Origin of the sequence: Leptospira johnsonii (assembly GCF_003112675.1) — a bacterium.
Classification (GTDB): domain Bacteria; phylum Spirochaetota; class Leptospiria; order Leptospirales; family Leptospiraceae; genus Leptospira_B; species Leptospira_B johnsonii.
The window spans coordinates 13,008-35,739 of sequence record NZ_BFAY01000001.1 but is presented as its reverse complement, the minus strand read 5'-3'; the positions used below and the strand labels follow the sequence as shown (position 1 = coordinate 35,739).

17 protein-coding genes are annotated in these 22,732 nt (G+C 39.8%); 8 read left to right on the top strand and 9 right to left on the bottom strand.

Features of this window, described 5'->3' with window-relative positions; translation table 11 throughout:
• Nucleotides 1–123 precede the first annotated feature (123 nt).
• A complete protein-coding gene (locus LPTSP_RS00140; RefSeq protein WP_108926840.1) occupies nucleotides 124–468 on the top strand; it encodes an ArsR/SmtB family transcription factor in 345 nt (114 codons plus the stop codon).
• A gap of 10 nt (nucleotides 469–478) precedes the next feature.
• Here LPTSP_RS00140 and LPTSP_RS00135 read toward each other — a convergent pair whose 3' ends face one another.
• The gene (locus LPTSP_RS00135) at nucleotides 479–1,435 is read right to left on the bottom strand and encodes an NAD-dependent epimerase/dehydratase family protein (RefSeq protein ID WP_108926839.1); all 957 of its coding nucleotides are present in this window, start codon (nucleotides 1,433–1,435) and stop codon (nucleotides 479–481) included.
• Between the two features lie 123 nt (nucleotides 1,436–1,558).
• Here LPTSP_RS00135 and LPTSP_RS00130 point away from each other — a divergent pair, with 123 nt between their 5' ends.
• Both LPTSP_RS00130 and LPTSP_RS00125 read left to right on the top strand, forming a co-directional pair.
• A complete protein-coding gene (locus LPTSP_RS00130) occupies nucleotides 1,559–2,500 on the top strand; it encodes an LA_2444/LA_4059 family outer membrane protein (RefSeq protein WP_108926838.1) in 942 nt (313 codons plus the stop codon).
• Between the two features lie 66 nt (nucleotides 2,501–2,566).
• Nucleotides 2,567–4,543: a sensor histidine kinase gene (locus LPTSP_RS00125; protein WP_108926837.1), complete on the top strand. Its 1,977-nt coding sequence runs from the start codon at nucleotides 2,567–2,569 to the stop codon at nucleotides 4,541–4,543.
• On the opposite strand, the gene LPTSP_RS00120 is transcribed toward LPTSP_RS00125, so the two are convergent.
• Together LPTSP_RS00120 and LPTSP_RS00115 are read right to left on the bottom strand one after the other, a co-directional pair.
• Nucleotides 4,540–5,979, bottom strand: coding sequence for a RecQ family ATP-dependent DNA helicase (locus LPTSP_RS00120; protein WP_108926836.1), 1,440 nt, complete (start codon nucleotides 5,977–5,979; stop codon nucleotides 4,540–4,542). The two genes, LPTSP_RS00125 and LPTSP_RS00120, sit on opposite strands and share 4 nt — an antisense overlap.
• Before the next feature lie 134 nt (nucleotides 5,980–6,113).
• Nucleotides 6,114–9,284: a fibronectin type III domain-containing protein gene (locus LPTSP_RS00115; protein WP_108926835.1), complete on the bottom strand. Its 3,171-nt coding sequence runs from the start codon at nucleotides 9,282–9,284 to the stop codon at nucleotides 6,114–6,116.
• A 250-nt stretch (nucleotides 9,285–9,534) separates the two neighbouring features.
• Here LPTSP_RS00115 and LPTSP_RS00110 point away from each other — a divergent pair, with 250 nt between their 5' ends.
• The 3 genes from LPTSP_RS00110 to LPTSP_RS00100 all read left to right on the top strand — a co-directional run bounded on the left by LPTSP_RS00110 (nucleotide 9,535) and on the right by LPTSP_RS00100 (nucleotide 11,725).
• Nucleotides 9,535–9,858, top strand: coding sequence for a DUF2834 domain-containing protein (locus LPTSP_RS00110; RefSeq protein ID WP_108926834.1), 324 nt, complete (start codon nucleotides 9,535–9,537; stop codon nucleotides 9,856–9,858).
• 173 nt (nucleotides 9,859–10,031) lie between these two features.
• On the top strand, nucleotides 10,032–10,967 hold the full coding sequence (locus LPTSP_RS00105; RefSeq protein WP_108926833.1) for an ABC transporter ATP-binding protein: 936 nt from the start codon (nucleotides 10,032–10,034) through the stop codon (nucleotides 10,965–10,967).
• On the top strand, nucleotides 10,964–11,725 hold the full coding sequence (locus LPTSP_RS00100; protein WP_108926832.1) for an ABC transporter permease: 762 nt from the start codon (nucleotides 10,964–10,966) through the stop codon (nucleotides 11,723–11,725). The genes LPTSP_RS00105 and LPTSP_RS00100 overlap by 4 nt, the downstream gene beginning before the upstream one ends.
• Nucleotides 11,726–11,756: 31 nt before the next feature.
• On the opposite strand, the gene LPTSP_RS00095 is transcribed toward LPTSP_RS00100, so the two are convergent.
• Both LPTSP_RS00095 and LPTSP_RS00090 read right to left on the bottom strand, forming a co-directional pair.
• Nucleotides 11,757–14,936, bottom strand: a complete 3,180-nt coding sequence (locus LPTSP_RS00095) for a SpoIIE family protein phosphatase (protein ID WP_108926831.1) — start codon at nucleotides 14,934–14,936, stop codon at nucleotides 11,757–11,759.
• 110 nt (nucleotides 14,937–15,046) lie between these two features.
• Nucleotides 15,047–15,952, bottom strand: coding sequence for an AraC family transcriptional regulator (locus LPTSP_RS00090; RefSeq protein ID WP_108926830.1), 906 nt, complete (start codon nucleotides 15,950–15,952; stop codon nucleotides 15,047–15,049).
• Nucleotides 15,953–16,081: 129 nt separating this feature from the next.
• On the opposite strand from LPTSP_RS00090, the gene LPTSP_RS00085 reads away from it, so the two are divergent.
• Both LPTSP_RS00085 and LPTSP_RS00080 read left to right on the top strand, forming a co-directional pair.
• The gene (locus LPTSP_RS00085) at nucleotides 16,082–16,933 is read left to right on the top strand and encodes an NmrA family NAD(P)-binding protein (protein WP_108926829.1); all 852 of its coding nucleotides are present in this window, start codon (nucleotides 16,082–16,084) and stop codon (nucleotides 16,931–16,933) included.
• A 325-nt stretch (nucleotides 16,934–17,258) separates the two neighbouring features.
• The gene (locus LPTSP_RS00080) at nucleotides 17,259–20,234 is read left to right on the top strand and encodes a SpoIIE family protein phosphatase (RefSeq protein ID WP_108926828.1); all 2,976 of its coding nucleotides are present in this window, start codon (nucleotides 17,259–17,261) and stop codon (nucleotides 20,232–20,234) included.
• A 71-nt stretch (nucleotides 20,235–20,305) separates the two neighbouring features.
• On the opposite strand, the gene LPTSP_RS00075 is transcribed toward LPTSP_RS00080, so the two are convergent.
• The 4 genes from LPTSP_RS00075 to LPTSP_RS00060 are packed head-to-tail and all read right to left on the bottom strand — an operon-like array spanning nucleotide 20,306 to nucleotide 22,553.
• Nucleotides 20,306–20,776: an ankyrin repeat domain-containing protein gene (locus tag LPTSP_RS00075; RefSeq protein ID WP_108926827.1), complete on the bottom strand. Its 471-nt coding sequence runs from the start codon at nucleotides 20,774–20,776 to the stop codon at nucleotides 20,306–20,308.
• A gap of 60 nt (nucleotides 20,777–20,836) precedes the next feature.
• Nucleotides 20,837–21,727 carry an alpha/beta fold hydrolase gene (locus LPTSP_RS00070; protein WP_108926826.1) on the bottom strand — a complete coding sequence of 297 codons (891 nt, stop codon included), beginning with the start codon at nucleotides 21,725–21,727 and terminating at the stop codon, nucleotides 20,837–20,839.
• Between the two features lie 11 nt (nucleotides 21,728–21,738).
• Nucleotides 21,739–22,215 carry an SRPBCC domain-containing protein gene (locus LPTSP_RS00065; RefSeq protein WP_108926825.1) on the bottom strand — a complete coding sequence of 159 codons (477 nt, stop codon included), beginning with the start codon at nucleotides 22,213–22,215 and terminating at the stop codon, nucleotides 21,739–21,741.
• A 2-nt stretch (nucleotides 22,216–22,217) separates the two neighbouring features.
• A complete protein-coding gene (locus tag LPTSP_RS00060; protein ID WP_108926927.1) occupies nucleotides 22,218–22,553 on the bottom strand; it encodes an ArsR/SmtB family transcription factor in 336 nt (111 codons plus the stop codon).
• Between the last annotated feature and the right edge of the window lie 179 nt (nucleotides 22,554–22,732).

Genomic DNA, 22,732 nt, shown 5'->3' with positions numbered 1-22,732 from the left:
GGCAAAACAGGGCATTTCCCTATTAGTTCAATAATATTTGAACTTTAAAACTTAGAAAGTACTTGTCAATCTTTTGTTCAAATATTATTGAACTTTATAAGGAGTACTTGGAAAAAAATTCAGATGTCTAAACAACCAACTCATCCCAATTTAGATCAGATTGAATTGAACTCCATATTCGAGGCAGTAAGCGATCCGATCCGAAGGAAGATCTTATTGGACCTTTCAGAAAAAGGAGAATCCAATTGTTCCACCTTTCTCGTGTATGCTCCTAAAACAAATCTCTCATACCATATGGGGAAATTAAGGGACGCGGGGATGATTTTCACTAGATACGAAGGAACTCAGAGATTTTCCATCATCCGCAAAGAAGACCTGGAAAAAAAATTCCCAGGCCTACTCGACACAATTTTAAAGAGCGCAAAATTAGAAAGCGCGCAGGAAGAAGTTTCCGGAAGCAAAGTTTAACGCTAGGAAGTTAGCCTTTCATTAATTGTAAACCTTGTGCGACGCTGACCACAGGTTTGTATCCCAATTCTTTCTTGGCCTTGTCTATCCTGATAGTACATTCTTTTCCCATAATATCCACGGGGAATCTCATCATTGGAGGTTCTTTACGAATTCCGAATATTCTCCAGATCCCTTCCACTATCATCGCTAAAAATCCGGCAAGTGCAGAAGGTATCGAAGCCTTAGGAAGCGTGATTCCTTGGGTTTGCATCATCTCCGTCAGGAATGTTTTTACAGTTTTGTCCTCGTCGTCTGTGATGAAATAGATTTGTCCCGGTGTTCCTTTAGTCAAAGCTAGTTCTGTTGCATGAACCAAATTCGGAATGCAGGTTACGGATGTCTTGGCTCTTCCCCCATCCAACCACATGAATTTCCCTTCTGTTACCATCTTTTTTAGAACAGGAAGAACTGACGTATCTCCCGGGCCCCAAACGAGTCTAGGCCTTAAAACAATTGTCTCAAAGCCCGAATGATTTGCGGAAACTACCCTTCTCTCTGCTTCTGCCTTAGTACGACTATAATAGTAAGGAGTTTTTTTAGGATAAGGATAAGTCTCATCAATTTGAATCATATCCTGTCCATGAAACAAAGCCGCCTCCGTTCCCATATGAATGAATCTTTTGACTCCTGCCTTTTGCGAAACCTCTAACAAGCGAGTAGTTCCTTCTACATTTCCTTTCCAAAAATCTTGGAAACTCCCCCAAGGACCGACGAATGCGGCACAATGGATTATGATATCTGTTCCGGCCAGATCTTTAGCAGTGATAGATTCTAAACTTCCACTCACTATCTCAAAACCTTGTTGGGTTAAACCGGCGTCCGTCTTTGGAGACCTGGACAATACTTTTACCTTATGTTTTTCTTTCAGATGACGAGCAATTGCACCGCCTACGAAACCGGAAGCTCCGGTGATGAATAGATTCATATCTTCTCCAAAATTCAATTTTCCCCTGGAAAGTTTCGGAGGTATACTAGAAAATCCGAAAGTCGTTGACCTTTTGAGGTTTAAAAAAGATAATTCTACTCATTCTTTTAGGTGCAGAAGAATATGGGTCTTTATCAGAAATATTATGTTTTTATTTTATTAAATTTATTCTTAATTCCGAATTTGCAAGCATCGGAAGAAATTTCCTCGAACGGAACTTCTGAAAAAAGAAAACAAAAATTCGAATTATTATTAAAGAGACAAACTTACAGCTTTATCCCTTATAACTTCACTTCTTATTCCGAAAAAACGGATCCGAACGAGTCCGTAGAAACAAATCATTTGCAACAAAACCAAAAGGTATTAGTTCCTGCAGTTTTCAGTTATGAAAACTATGAAAAGAACTACAGAGCAGAGATCTCTTATTACGAAATAGAATTGGTCAATCCGAATTCGAATGTGATCAGATCCAATTCTATGGGTTCATCTGCGGAAAGGTTCTATTATTCTCCTCTGGCAAGATCCGAATTCGAAGCAAATTTTTATAAGATCATTTCTCCAATTCGAAACTGGAATTTATATTTAGGCGGAGGTCTTCGTAATATCAATAAATATACCTACGGCAAATACATGTTAGACGGAGCTTTTCAAGAATATTTTTATACGTACGGTCCTCAGATTTCCATCCAATCCTCTTACCAATTTGCTGAAAATTTTTCAGCGAATATAAGTTTAGATTTGTTTTATACAGAAGGCACCAGATTTTTCAGAACTCCCGTCATTTCTCCTGATACATTGGTTTTTACGAATGGAAGCGCTGGGACCAAAGGAATTTATAGAGGGTATGAGTCGGAAATTTCCCTCCAATATAAATTCCATGAGAATATGAGATTTCATTTGGGGTATAACCAGATCTTTTCTTATTTCAGTTACTTACATTTCGATCAATTGGATCTGAATTATAATATTTCTTCATCTTCTTCTATCTCCATCAGCAACGGATCCAGATCGGGGAACTACGAGATTTTGAGAGGATTCTTCTTAGGGTTTTCAGTCTTTTTTTAAAAACATTCTTATGCAATTTTCTATGCAGGTTTCAAGCGAAGAATAAACTGGAGACTAGTTATTAGAATGAGATCATCCGTCTTTCATTTACTTCTTCTCTTGGTATTTATGGGATGTTCTCAAAAAGCCGAAGTCTATTCCCCACAAGCAAAAGACGGAATTTTAGATCTGAGAGATTGGGATATAGATCGTTTCCCTACTGTTGCCTTAGACGGAGATTGGGAATTTGCAGACGCCATCCTGGCTCCCGAAACTTTTTCCAAAGATGGAATCATTTCGGTCCCTGGAGCTTGGAACTCATTTACAAAAAATGGCAACCGACATGAGGGAGAAGGTCTTGGAACTTACAAACTCACAGTTCTATTGGACAAACCGGTAAAAGACCTAGCCTTTCAGATCGGAGACGTTTCCACAGCGTTCAAACTTTTTCTGAATGGAAAATTACTGATCGAGAATGGAAAGATCGGAAATTCAAGAGCCCAGATGCTTCCTTCTTATAAACATCCGATCGTACTCATAGACGAAGAATCCAAAGAATTAAAACTCACATTACAAATATCAAATTTTTATCATATAACAGGTGGACTCCGCAAATCCATTAAGATCGGAAATACATTAGCAGTATTCGAAGAAAAAAAAAGGCAGGTCGCACTTGGCTGGGTAGTTTTCGGCGCCACTTTCTTTATGGGTCTTTATCATTTGATCCTATTTCTGATGAGAAGAGTCGACAAATCGGCGCTTTGGTTCGGACTATTTTGCATTGATCTAAGTATCAGAGGATTTTTTACAGGCTCTGTATTTATTTACGAGGTCACACCGGATTCCCTTTGGGTGTACATCCATAAGCTGGACATTTTGACCTTTGTTTTGGCTCTTCCCTTATTTTCGGTCTTTCTGAAAGCGGTATTCCCAGGCGAAAAATTCCATTATTATTTTAATTATATATTCATATGTGTTAGTTTCGTATTTTTCATCTTAGTCCTTGCACTTCCTTCCACGGAATATATGAACTATATCAGGATATTCCAAGGTTTTGTAGGAGTAAGTATACTTTACTTTTTTATAATGATAGCTCTCTGTATATTCAGAAGGCGAGAAGGGGCCATTTTATTTGCACTAGGCTCCTTGATCTTATTTTTAACCACACTAAACGATATTTTGAATCAAAGTTTGATCATCAAAGCTGAATATTTGGCAAGCTGGGGCCTTCTCGCATTCTTATTTTCTCAGACAGTAATGCTTTCCGTCAGATTCTCCAATGCTTTTGTCAGATTGGAAGAACTCCAAAAATCCTTGGAACAAAAAGTATCGGAAAGAACCAAAGAATTAGCGGAAGCAAAACATATTGCAGAAGAAGCAAACTCGCTCAAGGACACATTCTTATCCTTGGTCACTCACGACTTAAGATCTCCAATCACAACCGTGATCGGCATCTTACAATTGATCCGAAACGATTACCAACAATTGGACGACGAATCACTATTAGAATGGATTTCCAGAGCAGAATATACTTCTTCTCAATCTTTGGAGATGATCGCAACACTCTTAGATTTGAATAGGCTCAAATCCGGTTCTTTTCCTCTGGACAATAGCCTTATCTATGTGTATCCGGAGGTGGAAGGTGTACTCGCCAAACTTCTTCCCCAAGCGGAAGCAAAAAAGATCCGGGTCATAAATGAGATCCCTGACGATGTGAAATTGAACGTAGATCGGACCTTATTCTCCGAGATATTCATCAATTTAATCTCCAATTCCATAAAGTTCTGTAGAGAGAATGATACCATCCGAATTGGTCTTTCTAATGAGAAAAATGATCCTGAATTTTTCGTAGAAGATACCGGCATCGGGATACCAAAGGATATGATCCCGAATCTATTTTTAACCGAGATCAAATCCACTCGATTGGGAACTAAGAATGAATCTGGGACCGGTTTAGGTCTGCCTTTGGTTTACAGTATTATAAAAGCGTATAATGGAAAAATTTCAGTGGAATCAGTGGAGAAAAATGGAAGCAAGGTCACATTCTGCATTCCCAGAGTCTAAGCAGTTTTAGAACAAATATCACAATTTTCGCAAGAATGAAAAGTGGCGCCGAAATATTCGTATAAAAATTCCCTTCTACATTTCTCAGACTTTAAATACATAAGCATCTGATACAAACGATTCAAACTCGCTTTTTTTCGTTCTTCCAGGACCTTCGGATCGGTTAAAACTTCAGGCAATTTTCCGCGCAAAACAAGGGACCTTCTTTCTAAATCCCCCGAAGTAACTCCATGTCTTTCGAAAAGATTAAGTACTGTTTGTAAACGATGATCTCCTCTGTTTTTATGTACCACCATGGACTGCAGTTCTTCATAATCAAGAGAAGATAGTTTTTCCCCGACGGACTTTAAGACACGATGCACTCGGATCATAAAATTTTCATCCGGATTCTGCCATTCAATAAAATCCATAAGAACAGCTAGATCATCCTGGTTATAGAACAATAAACAATCAGAAGGATTACCATCCCTTCCCGCTCTTCCTATTTCCTGGTAATAAGATTCCAAAGAAGAAGGTAATTCCGCATGAATGATTGTCCGAATATTCGCCTTATCCACTCCCATTCCGAATGCGTTCGTAGCTAAAAGCAAAGTGTCTTTTGAATTTAGAAAATCGTTTTGTATTTTTCTTCTTTTGTCGGAAGGCAACATCCCATGATATACTCGATAACGTATCTTTTCCAGATCCAAGACTTCCGAAAAACTTTCTATGTTTTTTATCAGGTTAAAGTATACGATCGTATTTCCCTTTAGATGTTTCAGATAAGAGATCAGTTCCTTTGTCTTTGAGGGAGAATCTACAAACGTCCGAACTTCTAAATAGAGATTCGGTCTAGAAATCCCTTCATTATAAACATGAACCTCAGATTCGGACAATCCGATCTGTCTTATTATATCCTTTTGGATTTCCTGAGTCGCTGTGGCGGTCAAAGCGATGACCCTAGGATTTTTTAAGATCTTCCTGAATTCTGAAATTTTAGTATAGTCCGGTCTAAAATCATGGCCCCATTGGCTGATACAATGCGCCTCGTCCACCACCAATAAAGAAACTTTTCGAGTTTTGAAAATTTCCAAAAAGGCTGATTTGCGAAATCTCTCAGGAGAAACATAAAGAATTTTGTATTTTCCATTCTTTAAGTTTTCGTAACGAAGATTTCGTTCTTCCTTTGAAATAGAAGAATTCACAAATTCAGCATCTATTCCTAAAGACTTTAATTTATCCACTTGGTCCTGCATAAGAGCGATCAATGGTGAAATAACGACAGTCAATTCTTCCAAGACTAGAGCGGGCAATTGGTAACATAAGGATTTACCCATTCCGGTCGGCATGATCACTAAGCAGTTCTTGCCTTCTAAAACATCTTTGATAATTTTTTCTTGAGAGGATCTGAATTCGGAGACTCCGAACTTCTTTTTTAATTCTTGTAAATCGGACATTCGGACTCACTCCGTTCTGGAACCGATCCACTTTTTGCCAATCCGGTTTTTAAATTCTTTTAGAGAATAAAAAAGCCCTCGTCTCACGACGAGGGCTTAAGATACGTCCTGGGATCAGGAAGATAATTCTCAATCTAATACTGGTTTTCCTGACAATAGATCCACGTCTGGCGATTACTAATTAAAGAATGAGAAATACAATAATTCTCTACCGGAGGCGGATTATTCGTGGAGTAATAGTAAGTTGCCGAACTTGGACTCAAAGAACTACTATAGTAGCTGCTTGGATTCAGTGTTCTATCTTCCCTTACAAAAATTCCACAGGCCCAACCTTCCCCCCAATAATCGTAGACAACTCTTCTATAAGATCCTTGGAATGTGCTAGAAGAAATCCTGGAATATCCAGAAGGGCAGCTTACCGTCGGAGCCGTCCCGTTATCATTCGATGTAAAACTCGCATACGCACAAGCGTGGAGATTACAACCTTGAGTCTCTATTGCAGAACCTGCACATCCTTGGGTTGGATCCAAACATACTCTAGATCTAGATTGTGTTCCAGGACCACATTTGGTACTACAAGTTCCCCAACTGGTGAATGTTCCCCAGCCGGAAGTCCCTTCCAAAGTTTTTGCACTTAGAGTTCCACTCCAGGAGCTCTTATTTCCGACATCATCGTAAGCAATGATACAGAAATTATAAACCGTATTCTGTAACAGTCCTCCAATGATAAAAGAAACTGCCTGGCCCGGAACGTAATTGTCCAAGTTCGGATAACGTGTATCTATCGCAGCGTCACATTCTATACTGTTTGTGATTGCAGAAAGAGAGACCCCGATCTTATAACTGGACACAGGTCCGACCATTCCGTCATCACCCACATTGTACCAATTCAATTGGATCTGATCCAAAGAAACAGCCGCAGCGGATCTGCTAGAAACAGGATCCGGATTTACACTATCCAAGTCCTTAGCAGAAATTTGAACGGAGTCTATTCCTGTTCTTGCTCCACCGAAACAAGTTCCTGGATCATCCTTGAAGGAGAGTTCCAGTAAATAATTTCCGGGAATATCCGGGACGAAGGAAGCAGATAACTGGTTTCCGTTGGATATATTAGAATCCAATAATGCAGATCCTACTGGCCTACTGACAAACCTCCATTGGTAGGAATAGTTGGAAGTATTGGCTCCACAAATTCCTTTGTCTGGATCAGAAGAGTTCGTTCCATTCAAGTTCACTACTTGAGAGATCATTCTATCCAATTGATCCGGTCCTGCATCTACAACAGGAGCTTTATTGCTCATACGTGTCCTTGTAGAAACAGTTCCATTCCAACTACTACGATTACTCACTTCGTCGTATGCTCTTACGCAGAAATAGTATCTGGTATCTTCCGAAAGATCGTTCACCCTAAATGTAATTGCAGATCCGGAAGTAATTCCGAATAACGCATTCGGGATTGAAACAGCTCCGTCACAATCGTTATCCGTATTGATCACATTCGTAGATTTACGAATGTCATAGGCCGCTGCAATACCCGTATTATTATCATCTCCAACAGCAGTCCAAGTTAGATCTACTGAAGTTTCATTTACTGTAACTGCATTTAGGTTGGTGATATTTCCCGGACGGGTTAGGTCAGGAGTCGCAGGCGTTGTTGCTTGAACGGTCCCCGTCCAAGAACTTCTGTTCCCATTCCAATCGAATGCACGAATACAATAATAGTAAGTGCTATTTGGAGAATGTCCATTAATGTCTAACACCTCCGGCAATCCGGAGTTTTTAGGTATCAACGAATGTGCGATTGCAGGAGCGGAATCACACTGAAGATTATTCGTGATCGCAGAAGAAGATCTTCTAATCTCATAAGCTGCAGCACGACCTGAACCACTATCATTACCAGGTGCGGTCCAACGAAGTCTCACTTGTGTAAATGTCATCGCAGTTGCCGTTAAGTCAGTGATTGAACTAGGGGCAACCGAATCCACTACAGTTACTTTTGTAGTAGAAGTTATATTTCCTATAGTTGCAGTAACTCCTGCAAGACCGGGAGCATTCGCATGCAATGTTGAATTAGTCAATGTTCCAACCGGAACTCCACTAACTGCATTTCCAGTAACTACTAAAGCCGGACGAACAAAACGAGGTTGTCCTGCAAAAGATGCAGATACAGCAAATGTAACATTCTCACCCACATCCATTTTCAGAACGGAAGGGATCAAAGTTAAACTGTCGATAGGAGGATTCGCTTCCGCGTTAGGAGTCTTATCTGCGATATTCGGAATCCCGTCCCCATCCGAATCAGGAAATAAAGCTGCAGTGGGAGACGTGGCACTGTGCGGATTAAAACCGTTATCCACTTCCCAAGCATCTAAATATCCGTCGTTATCTTGGTCCGTTTTAAATCCGAACGTATAAGTAGAATTCGCAGCATCTGCTGGATATCTGAAAGGATCAGAAGTAGGATGGGTAGAATTATTACCGTAAGAATCGACTGCCAAGACTTGCATCTGGATCCCGCCTTCAAACATTGCTTCGTACGGAATATTCGCACTGTACCAGTTCCCCGACTCTGGAGTCATCGGAATAGCAACAAGGCTATTGCCTACTGTTCCGGTAAGAAGATATACCTGCATAGGATCTCCATCAGGTTCGATAACCCTAGTGCGGACCATATAAGGTAAATAAGAACAACTCGGTTTAAAGTAATAGAACGCTCCCATTATGTTCGGAGCATTATTCCCGGTAGGAGGAGTTCCTCCTCCGAAAACGGAGAATGTACGAGTGGTGATCGTAATTTTATCACCGCTGATCGATGTTCTTCCCGCGTTCCAACCTCCGGTAATTCTCCCTGAATTATTATCTTCAGAAGTTTGGCTGATCACAAATCCCTGTGACTTCTTCTTATTTAAATTCAAAGAACTTAATTTATCTGAATCTAATGTAATCGTAATTATAACGTCTTTCTTAAATCGATAAGAAGGAGTTATTTCGTATAAAGGAGTGGTAGGAAAGTACCCCTCAGGAAGAGCATTTGATGGAGGATCGTATTTAACGATCTCGAAAGATTCTTCGCCATCCATAGCGCCCTCAGGAATAAAAACACTGAAGAGACCGTCTGTGGATTGTATGGTGGTTCCGCTAGGTCCTGATTTTCCACTACCTACAAATACCCCCGCCTTTTCCAAAGACAGAAAGGCCAGATTGGATTTTTCATCCCATCCGGCGATTTTATTCAAAAACTGACAACTCACGACGAAGCTATAGATAGCCATCGCAAGTCCGACCGAACGAGCCAGATTACGCATAAACATTATTCTCCTTATCTCTAATTTCACATAACGTGTTTTTTTAGATTTGAAGAATATAACCCAAACGGACTAATACCAGTCAACTGGAGAAAACTTTTTTACCAATTTTAGATAAAATTCGAAAGAATTTTAAAAATTCGGGAACCTTCTCTCGAATTTTTTACCCCGTTTTGGATAAAATTTTTTGTAGCGCTCCCTACAAAAATCCTGATCCTTTGTTAATAAACTTTCAACCAAGAGAACAAAAATGAATCTTTCCACATTTAGAATTTTTCTGATCATACTAGGTTCAGTCTTTACAGCAGGCTTTCTGTATTTAGTACTTCCACCTTTATCACAAAACTTCGATATTATCGGCGCGTTTTTAGGAGGATTCGTGAATCCTTTCTCCAGTGCTTACGCTTTGGATATCATTTTCACATGGCTTGTTCTCGCCGCTTGGATCATTTATGATGCAAAAACAAAAGGTATCAAAAATGGATGGATCGCTCTTTTACTAGGTGTACTTCCTGGTGTGGCAGTTGGAGCGGCATATTATATTTATCTTAGGGCAAAACACGATCGCAACTGATCCTGTTTCTCCATTTGTAGGAATTCCAACATTCGGTTTCAGACTTCCGGAAACCGACCTATTTCCATGGACCTACAAAACCATACAGCCTTCTAAAATTGGTGTGTGCCAATCGACCAGCGTTTTGTATTTTGGATAATCTAATAATTTATTGAACGGTTTGAAGGAATCGTATGAACTCCAACTCTCCCATTGTTTCCATCCAAAACCTCTCCAAATCTTATTCCAACGGATTCCAAGCTTTAAAGAACATAAACTTGGATATTGAAAAAGGAGAGATCATCGCTCTTTTAGGCCCGAATGGCGCCGGAAAAACCACTCTGATCTCAATCATCTGCGGGATAGTCAATCCGACTTCCGGTTCTGTCTCCGTAGGCGGTTACGATATTATCAAGAACTACAGGCAGACCAGATCCATGATCGGCCTTGTTCCCCAGGAACTCACGGTTCATGCATTTGAATCCGTTCTGACTACTACGAATTTCACCAGAGGCTTATTCGGCAAATCACCTAACAAAGAGTATATTGAAGAAATTCTAAAGTCTCTTTCTCTTTTGGAGAAGAAAGACCAAACGATCATGACCCTTTCCGGAGGAATGAAAAGGAGAGTAATGATCGCAAAAGCATTGTCACATGAACCAATGGTTTTGTTTTTAGATGAACCCACCGCAGGTGTGGATGTTGAACTTAGAAAAGATATGTGGAATGTGGTGAGAGCCCTGAGAGACAAAGGAGTTACCATTATTCTCACAACACATTATATAGAAGAAGCGGAAGAGATCGCTGACAGAGTCGGCATCATGAACAAGGGAGAACTTGTCCTTGTAGAGAAAAAAACCGAACTCATGCATAAGCTTGGAAAAAAACAGATCTTGTTGGATCTTGTTTCTCCTCTCCAAAGTCTGCCGAACAATTTTAACGGTTACGAACTGGAATTAAAGAACGAAGGAAAACAATTATTGTACACTTACGACGGTAAGGAAAAACAAACTGGAATTGCAAACTTCTTAGAACAATTGAAAAAATCTGGAATTGAATTCAGGGATTTGAATACGACCCAAAGCAGTTTGGAAGAAATTTTTGTACAATTAGTGAAGGATGCCAAATGAATCTGAACGCAATCAAGGCCATCTATTTTTTCGAAATGGCAAGGACAAGAAGAACGTTGATGCAAAGTATTGCGTCACCAGTTCTTTCTACTTCTTTATATTTTATAGTTTTCGGTTCTGCAATCGGATCCAGGATCCAAGAAGTAAACGGAGTCTCTTACGGTTCCTTTATCGTCCCAGGACTCGTTATGCTTTCCCTACTGACTGAAAGTATTTCCAACGCGTCTTTCGGGATCTATTTCCCCAAATTTACGGGCACAATTTACGAAATTTTATCCGCTCCAGTTTCGAGCATGGAAGCTGTGATCGGTTTTGTCGGAGCTGCTGCAACCAAGTCATTGATCTTAGGTTCCATCATGCTTGCGACTGCATCTTTATTCGTCGAAATTAAGATCGCTCATCCATTCTTAATGGTGTTCTTCTTGATACTGACCTGCATTTCTTTCAGTCTATTCGGATTTATTATAGGGATTTGGGCGGATAATTTCGAAAAACTGCAAGTGATTCCGATGCTTGTCATCACTCCTTTGGTTTTCTTGGGGGGAAGTTTTTATTCGGCAAATATGCTCCCTCCTTTCTGGCAAACTGTAACTCTGTTTAATCCGATCTTATATCTAGTCAGCGGATTTAGATGGAGCTTTTATGAGATCGGAGATGTAAGTCTTGAGATCAGTCTAGCAATGATCTCATTCTTCCTTGTTTCTTGCTTAGGGGTTGTGGCCTGGATGTTTAAGACAGGATATCATATTAAGAAATAATAAAACATTTAGCCAAAGGAACCGCATCGAATTACGATTCCTTTGGCTGTCCATTTCCACTCGAAAGACGGTCTACATATTTTTTCAAAAGCTCCCCGACTTTCAAAACGGATTCGTTGGATGGGTCTAAACGGATTGCATCTTTTAAAATAGAATCAGCTCGATCGAAATTTTTAACCGCTATATAAATTTCAGCCAGATTGGTTAGATTTTTAATATGAGAAGGTTCCCTCAATCGAAGACGTTCACTAAAATCTAGCGCCTTTCTGATCTGCCCCGCCTTCCTAGCCGCAAAAGAAGCAACATACAGGATTTCGCTATCTATCGGATTCATCTTAAAATAATCCTCAGCATATCTGGCGGCTTTTTGATAATCTTTCAATTTCAGGAAAAGTTTTATAAAATTCTTTTTTACCTCAGGAACTCTACTATCCAAAGATTCTGCTTCTTCTAGATAACTGAGAGCCTCTTGAGTATCTTTATTTAAAAAGGTTTCCTTTGCATTTCTAAGTAGTTCTTTAATCCTCTGCCTTTTTTCATCCTGAGGGATTTGTTGTTTTCCATTTCCCGTAAAAGACAATCGGATGAGAGAAAGGTCGTCGCTCAATTTACCGTTATTTAGGATAACCTCATATATTTCCTGAAGATCCCCTCTTCCCTTTTCAACAGAGTTTAAGAATAACTTTTCGTCATCGTTAATAATCCTGTCTCCGTCCGAATCCATACCGACGATAATATCATCCCTACCGTCGGATCCGACAAAGATACAATCTCCTGGTTCCAACTGGAAGGTTTTGATAAAAATAGTCCCTTCTACCCCAGTAGTTCCCAATTTGCGGAACATGAACTCATTTTCTATAAAACTTGCAATCCCATCCCGGTATAACACTGTCCAAGGATGCTCTGCATTAATATAATATAATATTCCCAGTTCGTCGTCCACAAGTCCCATCACAGAAGAAACCAGCATGGAACCGTCAAAACTTTCAAATACCTTATGTAATTCTATAAACGCGTTCTTTAACCATCTTTCAGGAGACTGTTTTTTGATGATGTCCACAACTCTTGTTCTTTCTATAATGGATTCAAAAACGGACCCTAAAACCAATGCACCTCCTGCACCTTGCATGGATTTTCCCATTGCATCTCCGTTCAAAAAGACGGTGTAGGATCTTCCCTGCAGATCTATATGGTTGGAAATATTCAGGTCTCCACCGATCTCATCCTCGTGTTTCCTAAAAGTGAATTTTTTCTTTTGTTTCAGAAGGAATTCCACTTTTACATTTTCTTGATTTGCCTTATTCGAACCTAAGGGTTTGATCAAAAGAGAAGTTAAAAAATAGTCCGCGTCCTGTTGTTGTTTTAATTCCTGGACTTCGTTCAAAGTCTGTTCCAATTCTTTGGTCCGATCTTTTACTTTTTCTTCCAGTTCATTGGCATATTGTTCTAACCTTTTTCTGGCAGCTTGGATAGATCTTGCCATTCTATTAAAAGAACGAGCGATAAATCCGATCTCATCTTCTACTCTTGGAACCAATCTATATTCCAAATTTCCGGAGTTTACCTCCGTCAAACCGACTACCACCTCTTCCATCGGTTTTACGATCGCATTATGAAAGAAGAATCTGAAACCAAAACTGATCGTAACGACCATGACCAAAAGACAGATCACTAATATTAAGGAAGGAGAATGCAGATATTCTCTGAAAGACTTATAAGTGAACCCTACTTCGTAAATTTTTCCGTTCTGAGGATGGATCACTAAGTAGGCCAAATAGAACTCGGGGGTCTTTTCGTTCGCCTTATTGAATTTAGCCCCTCTATACATCCTTTCTCCCACTTCCCTTAAAGAAGTTAACGGAAGAATAAAGGAAGATCGAACCTCTAAATCCGATTTCCCGGATGAAATATCCTTCTCCACTTTTTTACGAACTTGTTCCAACACCGACTTTAAGCCGATCTCTTCCGAATTCAAAAGTTTAGCCACCGCTGCTGGATCGGTTTTCGAGGGAAGATTAGAAAATTTGTTTTTTATAATATTTAGTTTTCGATTTAGAAAATGAAAGAAATCGATAAGCTCCGCATCCGAAACTTTCGCTTCTCCCTTTGATTCGTAAAAGTTCTTTATCCCTTCGGCATAGGCGTAAAACTCCTTAGGAGAATCCGAAAGGATTGCTTTGGATCTTTCCCATCTTTCCTTTGCATTCAATGTTCCCAAATTCGTGAGCTTTCGAGTCACATTGTAAAATTTAATCTCCAAACGATCTTCCGAATCGAACCTGGAATCCTTCTCCCCTTTTTCCAGAACGAATTCTTTAGATTCTGGATCAAAGGATAGAAGGTACGCAAATCCTTCCGGCTTCTTTCCTTGGAATGCAGCAAGTTCAGAAGCCTGTCCTTTCAATACATCAAAAGAAGCATCATAACCATTTAATATTGCATACCCTACCAATTGAAATGCCAAAAGAAAAGTGGCCATGGTCACAGCCACGATCTTACTCAAAATAGTGGTCCTTTCCTTGGTGGCGTTTGCATAAATGATCAATACTAAGAACAGACCGGCTACAAGCGCTATATCCGTAGTATGTTGGAACACCTTCCTAGAAATGGAACCATCCCTACTCATCACATTTAAAATACCGGGGATGATAGTGATCGTAGAATATGCGATCGCTATATAAATGATCCATCTTCTCTCTTTTCCTTTTTCTACGATCGCTCTCCATGTGGCGGAAGCTAAAAAGGAAAAGTTATATATCAAAATTATAATAGAGAATATTTTATAGAACTTATGAGATTCGAAATCCCAATAATTACTTCCGATATTGAAGCGATGGTCCGACTGCAATGTCACCGCAATGAAAGTAGCCGTAACGATCGCAAGCCCGGCGTATAAAATGGAATAAACAGTTAAACCGAACTTAACATTCCTTGGATTCGGAAAATAAAAGAAAAATATAAAACATTGCACGAATCCCATCATAGGAGAAGGGATCGCCAGCCAGCGATGGACAATCGTCCATTGACCGAATGAGATGAACGCGATTATATATGCAAAATGAAAAATGGTCATCGCCAAGGTGGAAAGACCGAGGTGAAATGCAGCCTTACTTCTATCCTTGATGCTTAAAAAGAAGAAGGTAACGTAGATGGAAAAAAGACAGGCTAATAGAGAACCGAAAAAGTAAAAATTAAAATAGAGCTGATCCATATCGGCAGCCTTAAAAGATTCTCAAAACCGCTTTCCGTCAAGAAGATTGTTTCTAGATTAGAACCGATTATAGAAAGACCTGCGATTAGAACGATTCCATCCGGAACTAGCTAGGCGCCCAACCTCTCTTGTTCCGAATTTCTAGGAGAAAGACCATGGATCCTTTTGTATGCTTTGGAAAAAGCAAACGCAGAAGAATAGCCCACAGTCCTTGCAATCTCCTCTAAAGTGAAATTCTCCTCTGCCATCAAAGTTTTCCCTTTATCCATTCTCAATTTTGCCAAATAATCCATGGGAGTACATCCTAAAACTTCTCTGAATCGATTTGCGATAGAGGCCCGAGAAACTCCTACCGCTCTGGATAATTTTTCCAAAGTCCAAGGATAAGAAACTTTTCTGTGCAATGCTTCTAATGCTCTTAAGATCTTTTCGTCTTTAAAAGCGTTTCTCCATCCGGGAGAAGAAGAAGGATGAGTCTCCAACCAATGTCGGATTACGTAGTATAGAAGAATGTCTGTTAATCTTTGCAGTATCAGATCGGAGCCGATGCCTGAATCCAATTCCTGAGAAATTAATACTTGAGTAGTGTTTAAGGGATGATGTGCCAGAACATCGGATGACTTTACTAAAATAAAATCAGGAAGTTCCAAGAAGAATGGATGCTGAGTAGTTTCCGGAACCTCGTATCGAACGGAAACGAATGTGGTTAAGCGAGGTTTTTCCGGTTTTTTTTGTTTTTCGGACATATCTCTGAACTTGGAAATGTCCACAATCTTATCATTGGGAGAATATACCAAATCGTGATCCAAACCTTTTGCGACGAAAAGAATATCCCCTTTTTCTAAATGGATGAGTTTTCCCCCAATCCTTGCATAACAGGAACCTTGGGAAATAATATGGAAGCCTCCACTCTTTTCACATGGAAAACGAAATCCCCACGGCTTATAAAGAGAAGTCCTCGCAAGTAGATCCGCCTTCCAACCTGCATTGGTCAATATTTCAGAAAGAATATCCATATTCTAAGAATAAGCCAAAATATCCAAAAGTCGATTCCTTTATACTCTTGGATATGTTTTTTAGATCCTGAGACATAGCCTAATTTTGGGATATCTTGTATCATCCAAAGTTACAGGAGAATGAATCAAATGAAAATTTTCGTTTATGGCGGGGCAGGACAGATCTCCAGTTCCGTAATTTCCAAACTATTGGATTTAGGACATGAAGTATACGCAGGCACAAGAAAACCCGAGGAAGGCAAAAAACTTCCAGGGCTATTTTGGGTATTTGCAGATGCGACTCAACCTACAAAGGGAACAGAAATTTTGGAAAAAGTGGAGAGAGCCTTCTTCGTTTCTCCGCCAGGATTTACAGACCAATATTCAGTATTAAGCCCTTGGTTTGAAAAAGCTAAAGAGGTTTCTTTAAAGAAGATAGTTCTGATGAGCGCTATGGGGGTCGATTTTGCTCCTCCTGAGGCACCATTCAGAAAATTAGAGATCAGTTTGGAAAACTCGGGAGTTCCATATACAATCTTAAGACCAAATTGGTTTATGCAAAACTTCCAAACGTATTGGCTTTCAGGAATATTAAAAGATAAGAAGATATTCTTCCCTGCCGGCAACGCTAAGACCAGCTTTATCCATACGGATGATATATCCTCTTCCGCGGTTTCTGCTCTTTTGAATGAGCAATTCAATGGAAAAGGGATCACATTGACCGGAAAAGAGGCCCTCACTCACGAAGAAGTAGCCGAAAAAATTTCCAAACATACAGGCTTGCAAGTGGGTTACGTTGATATCAGTCCCGAGACATTCAAAACAGGTCTTTTACAAGCGGGTGTTCCGGAAGATTATGCAAGTTTTATGGTATTCATCGCCGGTGCGCTGAAAGAAGGTCATTCTTCTCCTATCCTGAATACTGTTCGGGAGATCACAGGAAAAGATCCGATCTCTTTTGATGAGTATGCAGAGCAAAACAAAAAGGTTTGGTTGAATTAAAACCGATTCCCTTGTTCGACCTTAATCGTATCTTTCGGATCGATCAAGGTCGAGCTATTGTTTTAAAACCGAAAATCACCTAATTCCAAAAAGTCGAAAAAAGAAAGTAGTACGAAAGCTTTAGTGCACTTTGCAATTTAGCGCACATTCTGAAACAGATTTGAAATGATTTTCTAATATCTTTATGTTTCACTTCTTTCAAATTTTTTTGTCGATCAAATGCTCGATAAAAAACTGAAATAATTCTCTCTTACGTAGCTATTTATCATCGATTCAAGAATCCTCTTGACATTTAGTCATTTATGCAAAATCTAACAAGTCCGATATGGAAGCCTCCATTCTTTTCTCCCATCATGCAAACGGTGTATTCTCCTTATTCCTTTTAACCTTCGTTCTGAGCGGATTCTTGATATTCAAGAAGAACAGAACCCTGCCCACATATTATTTAATTATAATGTATATGGGATACGGAATCATGTTTTTAGGATACTTCCTCTCCTATTCCATATTCAACCCGATAGCAGCGTATCATAGATACCTTACCGTTTTCGTGATCTTCGGGACCGTAGGATTTATTGGCTTCTGTTACAATTTTCCGAGAAATATTTATCCTAAAGAATCCAAGGTAGTTATCCCATTATCCCTAGTAATCGCTTTAGCGGCATGGATCCATTTCATTCTGAAAACCGTGGGAAAAGAGAAGATATATCTGTTCTCCGCCCACCATTATAGTTTCGATTTCGGAAAAGAAGCTAGTTTTGCGATCCTTCTATGTTTTCTCATCAGCACAGTTATTCTGGTCAGAAAGACGATCCATTTCTCCAGTTATTCAGGAGTATTCCAAAAATGGAATACTTCAGCTAATTCCTTAGCTCTCCCTGTCCGTATTCTTGTAAAAACCCTCGTTTTTCTTCCTCTGTATATCATGAAAATCGTACTCCCATCCAGAAAGGAAGGGATTGCACTCCGAGCGTTTTTAGTCACTGTAATCTTAAACTTATTAAACGCTTACAATAACGTATTAAATAAATCGGGAGTTCTATCCTACGATACTTATGCGATCACATATTTTATTCTATCGGTAGTCACGATATTTTTCATACAAAGTGCCTATCTGAACCATTCTCCGGAACCCACAAGCTTTATGGGAAAGATACTTTCCAGCGCTGTGGTTACCGTTGTGTTGGCCTTGGGAGCGATCAGCTATATTACGTTATTCTCCACAGATAAATCTATAGAAAAAGAAGATCTAGTGGAAATGAACTCGGTTAAAACAGAGATCCGAAACGGAGATACTAATTTTCCTCCGAATGTAAGATATATTCTATCTCGCCCCGTCGGGCCAGGCATATTCGATCATAAATATGAGATCCTTTTTTCAAAAGACGGTTTAAACCAAAACCTTCTAAAAGAGGGAGAAAAATATTACAAAAACCAACAGCTCAAAGAGGCAGTCGAAAAGAATAAAAAACTCCACAAAGGAAAATCTGAATCCGAATTAGAGGCAATCACCCTCAAGGAAATGAAAGATACTAATCTTCCGTTAGGCTCCAGACTTTATAGAGTCGCAGGAGATTTTTATATCCATTACGATTTCGTGATAGGTCAGACCAGATACGAGGTTGGATTCGCCTATGTTGAATTCAGACAAGTGATCCACAATGTAGCCCGCTGGTTGATCCTGATCATTTTTGGAACTACAATCTTCATATTGATCGCCTTCCCAATTTTACTCAGGGTCAGTTTGATCCATCCTCTCAATAATCTATTGTCCGGAGTGGAGAAGGTCAACCACGGAGATCTGAACGTAAACGTTCCGATCAAAGCTATGGATGAGATCGGTTTCTTATCTCTATCATTCAACTCAATGGTGGATTCTATCCGAAGCGCCAGAGAACAGCTCCAGGAACATGCAGACCATCTGGAAGAAAAGGTAGAAGAACGTACAAAAGAAGTTCAGGAAAAAATGGAAGAAGTCCAAAGACTGAAGATCCAACAGGATGGGGACTACTTCTTAACCTCTCTACTCGCTAAGCCGCTCTTTTATAATGCGAACAAGTCTCCTAAAGTAAATACCAGCTTTCTCATCAGACAAAAGAAATATTTCGAATTCCGAAATAAGCAGGGCGAACTTGGAGGAGATATCTGTTTAACCGGAAATCTAAGATTAGGAACACCGGATAATTATCGAAAATTCACGATGGCAATGAATGGGGACGCCATGGGAAAATCCATGCAAGGAGCGGGAGGCTCCTTAGTAATGGGAGTTGTCATGAACTCCATTATGGCAAGATCCGCAGCAAACAAAAGAATTTTAGAAAAAACACCGGAAGAATGGTTAACTGAAACTTACACGGAAATACATTCCGTATTCAAAAGTTTCGACGGAACAATGGTGATCTCAGCAACGGTTACATTGATCGACGACGAATCTGGAGAAATGTTCTATTGGAACGCAGAACACCCTTTCTCGGTATTGTACAGGGATGGGAAGGCCTCCTTTATAGAAAACACATTAGAACTTCGTAAATTAGGATTGGATTCTGAATTCGAGTTTAAAGTGAAAAAATTCCAATTGCATCCTGGAGATCTGATCATACTAGCTTCGGACGGAAGAGATGACCTTCTACTTTCAGTCCATAATAACAAAAGAATTATCAACGAAGATGAAAATGTATTCTTAGATGTGGTGGAAAGGTCTTACGGAGACATCAAATCCATCGAGAAAAATATCAGAAGTATCGGAGAGGTCATAGACGATCTTTCTATCCTAAGGATCGGCTTTCAGGAAGTAAACGCTCCTGCTATCGAACAGAGAGAAGATAACAACGAATTTGCGGACAAAGTAGTTCTACAAAGTCTTTATAAAGAAGGAAAAGAATTATACCGTAATGGAGAAGCTCAGAAGGCAATCTCCATTCTTCTGGATGCATACGCGACAGATAATAATAATCAAAAATTGAACAAACTACTCGGGTTGATCAGTTTTAAAGAAAAGGATTATCCTTTAGCGGTAAAAGTACTAAGCAAATATCTGAGCCAAGATCCGGATACTGCAGAACTTTGGTATTATCTCTCTATTGCAGAAAAACGTATAGGAAACTTGGCCCAATCCTTGGAAGCGGCGATGATGGTAAATCAAATGCAACCGATGAATGTACAAAACCTGGTCCATCTTTCCGATCTAAATCGACTTTTAGGAAATAGGGAAGAAGCCATCGGATTCACAAAATCAGCGGAAGAAATAGATCCAGAGAATAAGAATATTCGAAAGTTGAAAAAACTTTTGGAAATGGATTAGAAGAGGAGAATTTATTCTCCTCTCATGACAACACATCCTTTCCTATCGATAGCGAGGGTGCCGTCCAGAAATTACATTAAATATCTCTTACCCAAATTATCTCTCTTTTCCGTATCTGCGCCGTTAGAGATCAGAAGTTCCGAAATCTCTGCGAGCCCATCGTAACTATAAGAAATATGTAATGGAGTTACACCCCTTGGATCGGAAACATTAGGATCCGCTCCGTGTTCCAATAGGATCTGAACGGGTTTGATCTTTCCGTTTTCAACCGCTTTATGAATTGGAAAAATTCCATTCCCATCCGGAAGGTTCGGATCCAGGCCAGCATTCAACAAAGTTTCCAAATAAAATGGATCTTGGATCTCTGATGCACAAAAACCGAGAAGTCCCTTTGTGCATTCTTTCAGTTCACCTTTGTTGGGGATAAGATCCAAAATTTTTCGAAAACCTTGTTTGTCCCCGTTTTGGATTTTAGAAAATAGTTCTCTTCCCCTCTGTATCGTCTTGCGATTCTCAAACCAATTTTTTATCCAATCTAACATGCTATTTTCCGAGCTATATTTAGAAAATAGACTGTTCTGCATCGGATTTTGATCTTACCTTTACGGAGAATCTAGAAAATCTTGGACCAACGCGGAGGTTAATTCAGGATATCGATCCTTTCCCTGGGACATGATCGCCTCTCCTAAATAATCACCGTGTCCGCCAGGCAAGATCAAAAGTCTTGCTTTAGGGATCATCCGGACCATCTCAACCGCATGCTCCAGTTTCGGAACATCTCTATCCCCAAGCAGGATCAATGTAGGAATTCCAACAGTTCTAATCTCTTTATCGCTAAGATCTTTGAAGTTACGCATTCTAGCAGCATCTTTCTCATACATGGTATGCAATTTTTGCGGATCAGGATTTACTTTTAAAAAAGCATCCTTGAGAGGCTGAGGCATGTTTTCAAAAGTAGCATTCTTCATAAAACTCCAAAACATAGGATAAGCTCCTTCTCTCTTTGTGATGGAGGAAGCAAAAACGAGTCTGCGTACAAGTTTAGGCTGGCGGATCGCCACATGTAAAGCTACGCTTGCACCATTACTAAACCCGAAAATATCCGCCTGCTCAATTTTCAGAAATTTCAGAAGAGCGACCACATCTTCCGCAGAAGTTTCGAAACTAACAGGTGTATTTCTATCAGTAGTCCTTCCATGTCCTTGTTCATCCAGAGCGATTACTCTGCGGCTTTGAGCGAGAATGGGAAGAATTCTACTATAAGTTACTTCTATGGTTGAGCCGCCGCCGTTCAATAGAACGAGTGGAATTCCGTCTTTCTTACCGTGGATTTCGTAATACATTTGGATGTCTTTGATAGGAGCGAGTCCTTTTTCGACAGGTTCAGATCCGATCTTGGGCGGTGTTTCGCGAAGCTGGAAAGGTCGATTTGCCGAACAAGCAGCTACCAGAAACAGTATAAAAATATAATATACTAATTTATATGCTTTCACCTTAGTTCTCCTTATTTTACTTTTTCAAGATAGTCGGTTAATTTTACTAAAAGCGCCAAAGTGCCTTCTTTTCTGGAAGCCACACCTTCTCTGCCTACGGTTTGGTCTAAAAATGCGACCTGTTCCGTAAACGTAAGTTTCGTGTTAGAAGAGTCTACTTTTTCAATTTCTACGGAAGCGATGGACACTGAATGAATCTTTCCGCTTAAGATCATATCATAAACGAAAACGATCCTTTGGTTTTCGATGAGGTCTGAAAACCTAGCTTTGTATAAGGTCTCTTTTCCATTAGGAAAACGACCATGTAGTATTTCTTCTCCACCGATGCGGAAGTCTAATTTTCTTTGCACTACCGACCAATCTCCGGGACCAATAAACCAATTTCCTTTTGCTTCCACGTTACTCCATGCGGAATACACAGACTCCGGATCGGATTGATACACTCTTTCTATACTAAAAATTTCGTGAGCGACTTTCAGATTTTCCATAGTTACTTCTTTCCTTTCTCCGTTTTTTCTAAAAATTCTCCCAATCGATCCAAATTCCTTTCCCAGAATTTTCTGCGCTGGTGGACCCAATTTTCTATCAGTTCCAAAGAATTCGGCTCTACCCTACAAGAACGCACGCGACCTATCTTTTGAGTTTTAATCAGACCGCTTTCTTCCAAAATTTGTACGTGCTGGACAACTGCAGCCATGCTCATATCCAAGGGACTGGCAAGCTCGCTTACAGAAGCCGGTTTTTTACTCAGTCTTTCCACGATGTCGCGACGAGTCGGATCCGATAAGGCATAGAATATTCTATCCAGGGACGAATTGTTAAGCATTTGCTTAAGTATAGAAGAGAGCGATAAATAGTCAAGCATTTACTTAAGTATTCTTCGCAACTTCCCGGCAAAGGCGAAAAGCCTAAATATATTCCTTATTAAGCAGAGTGATCGAAATCGATCTAAGAGAACTTTTAAATTAAGATATTCCGTCACCGATAGCTCCGATGAAAATATCT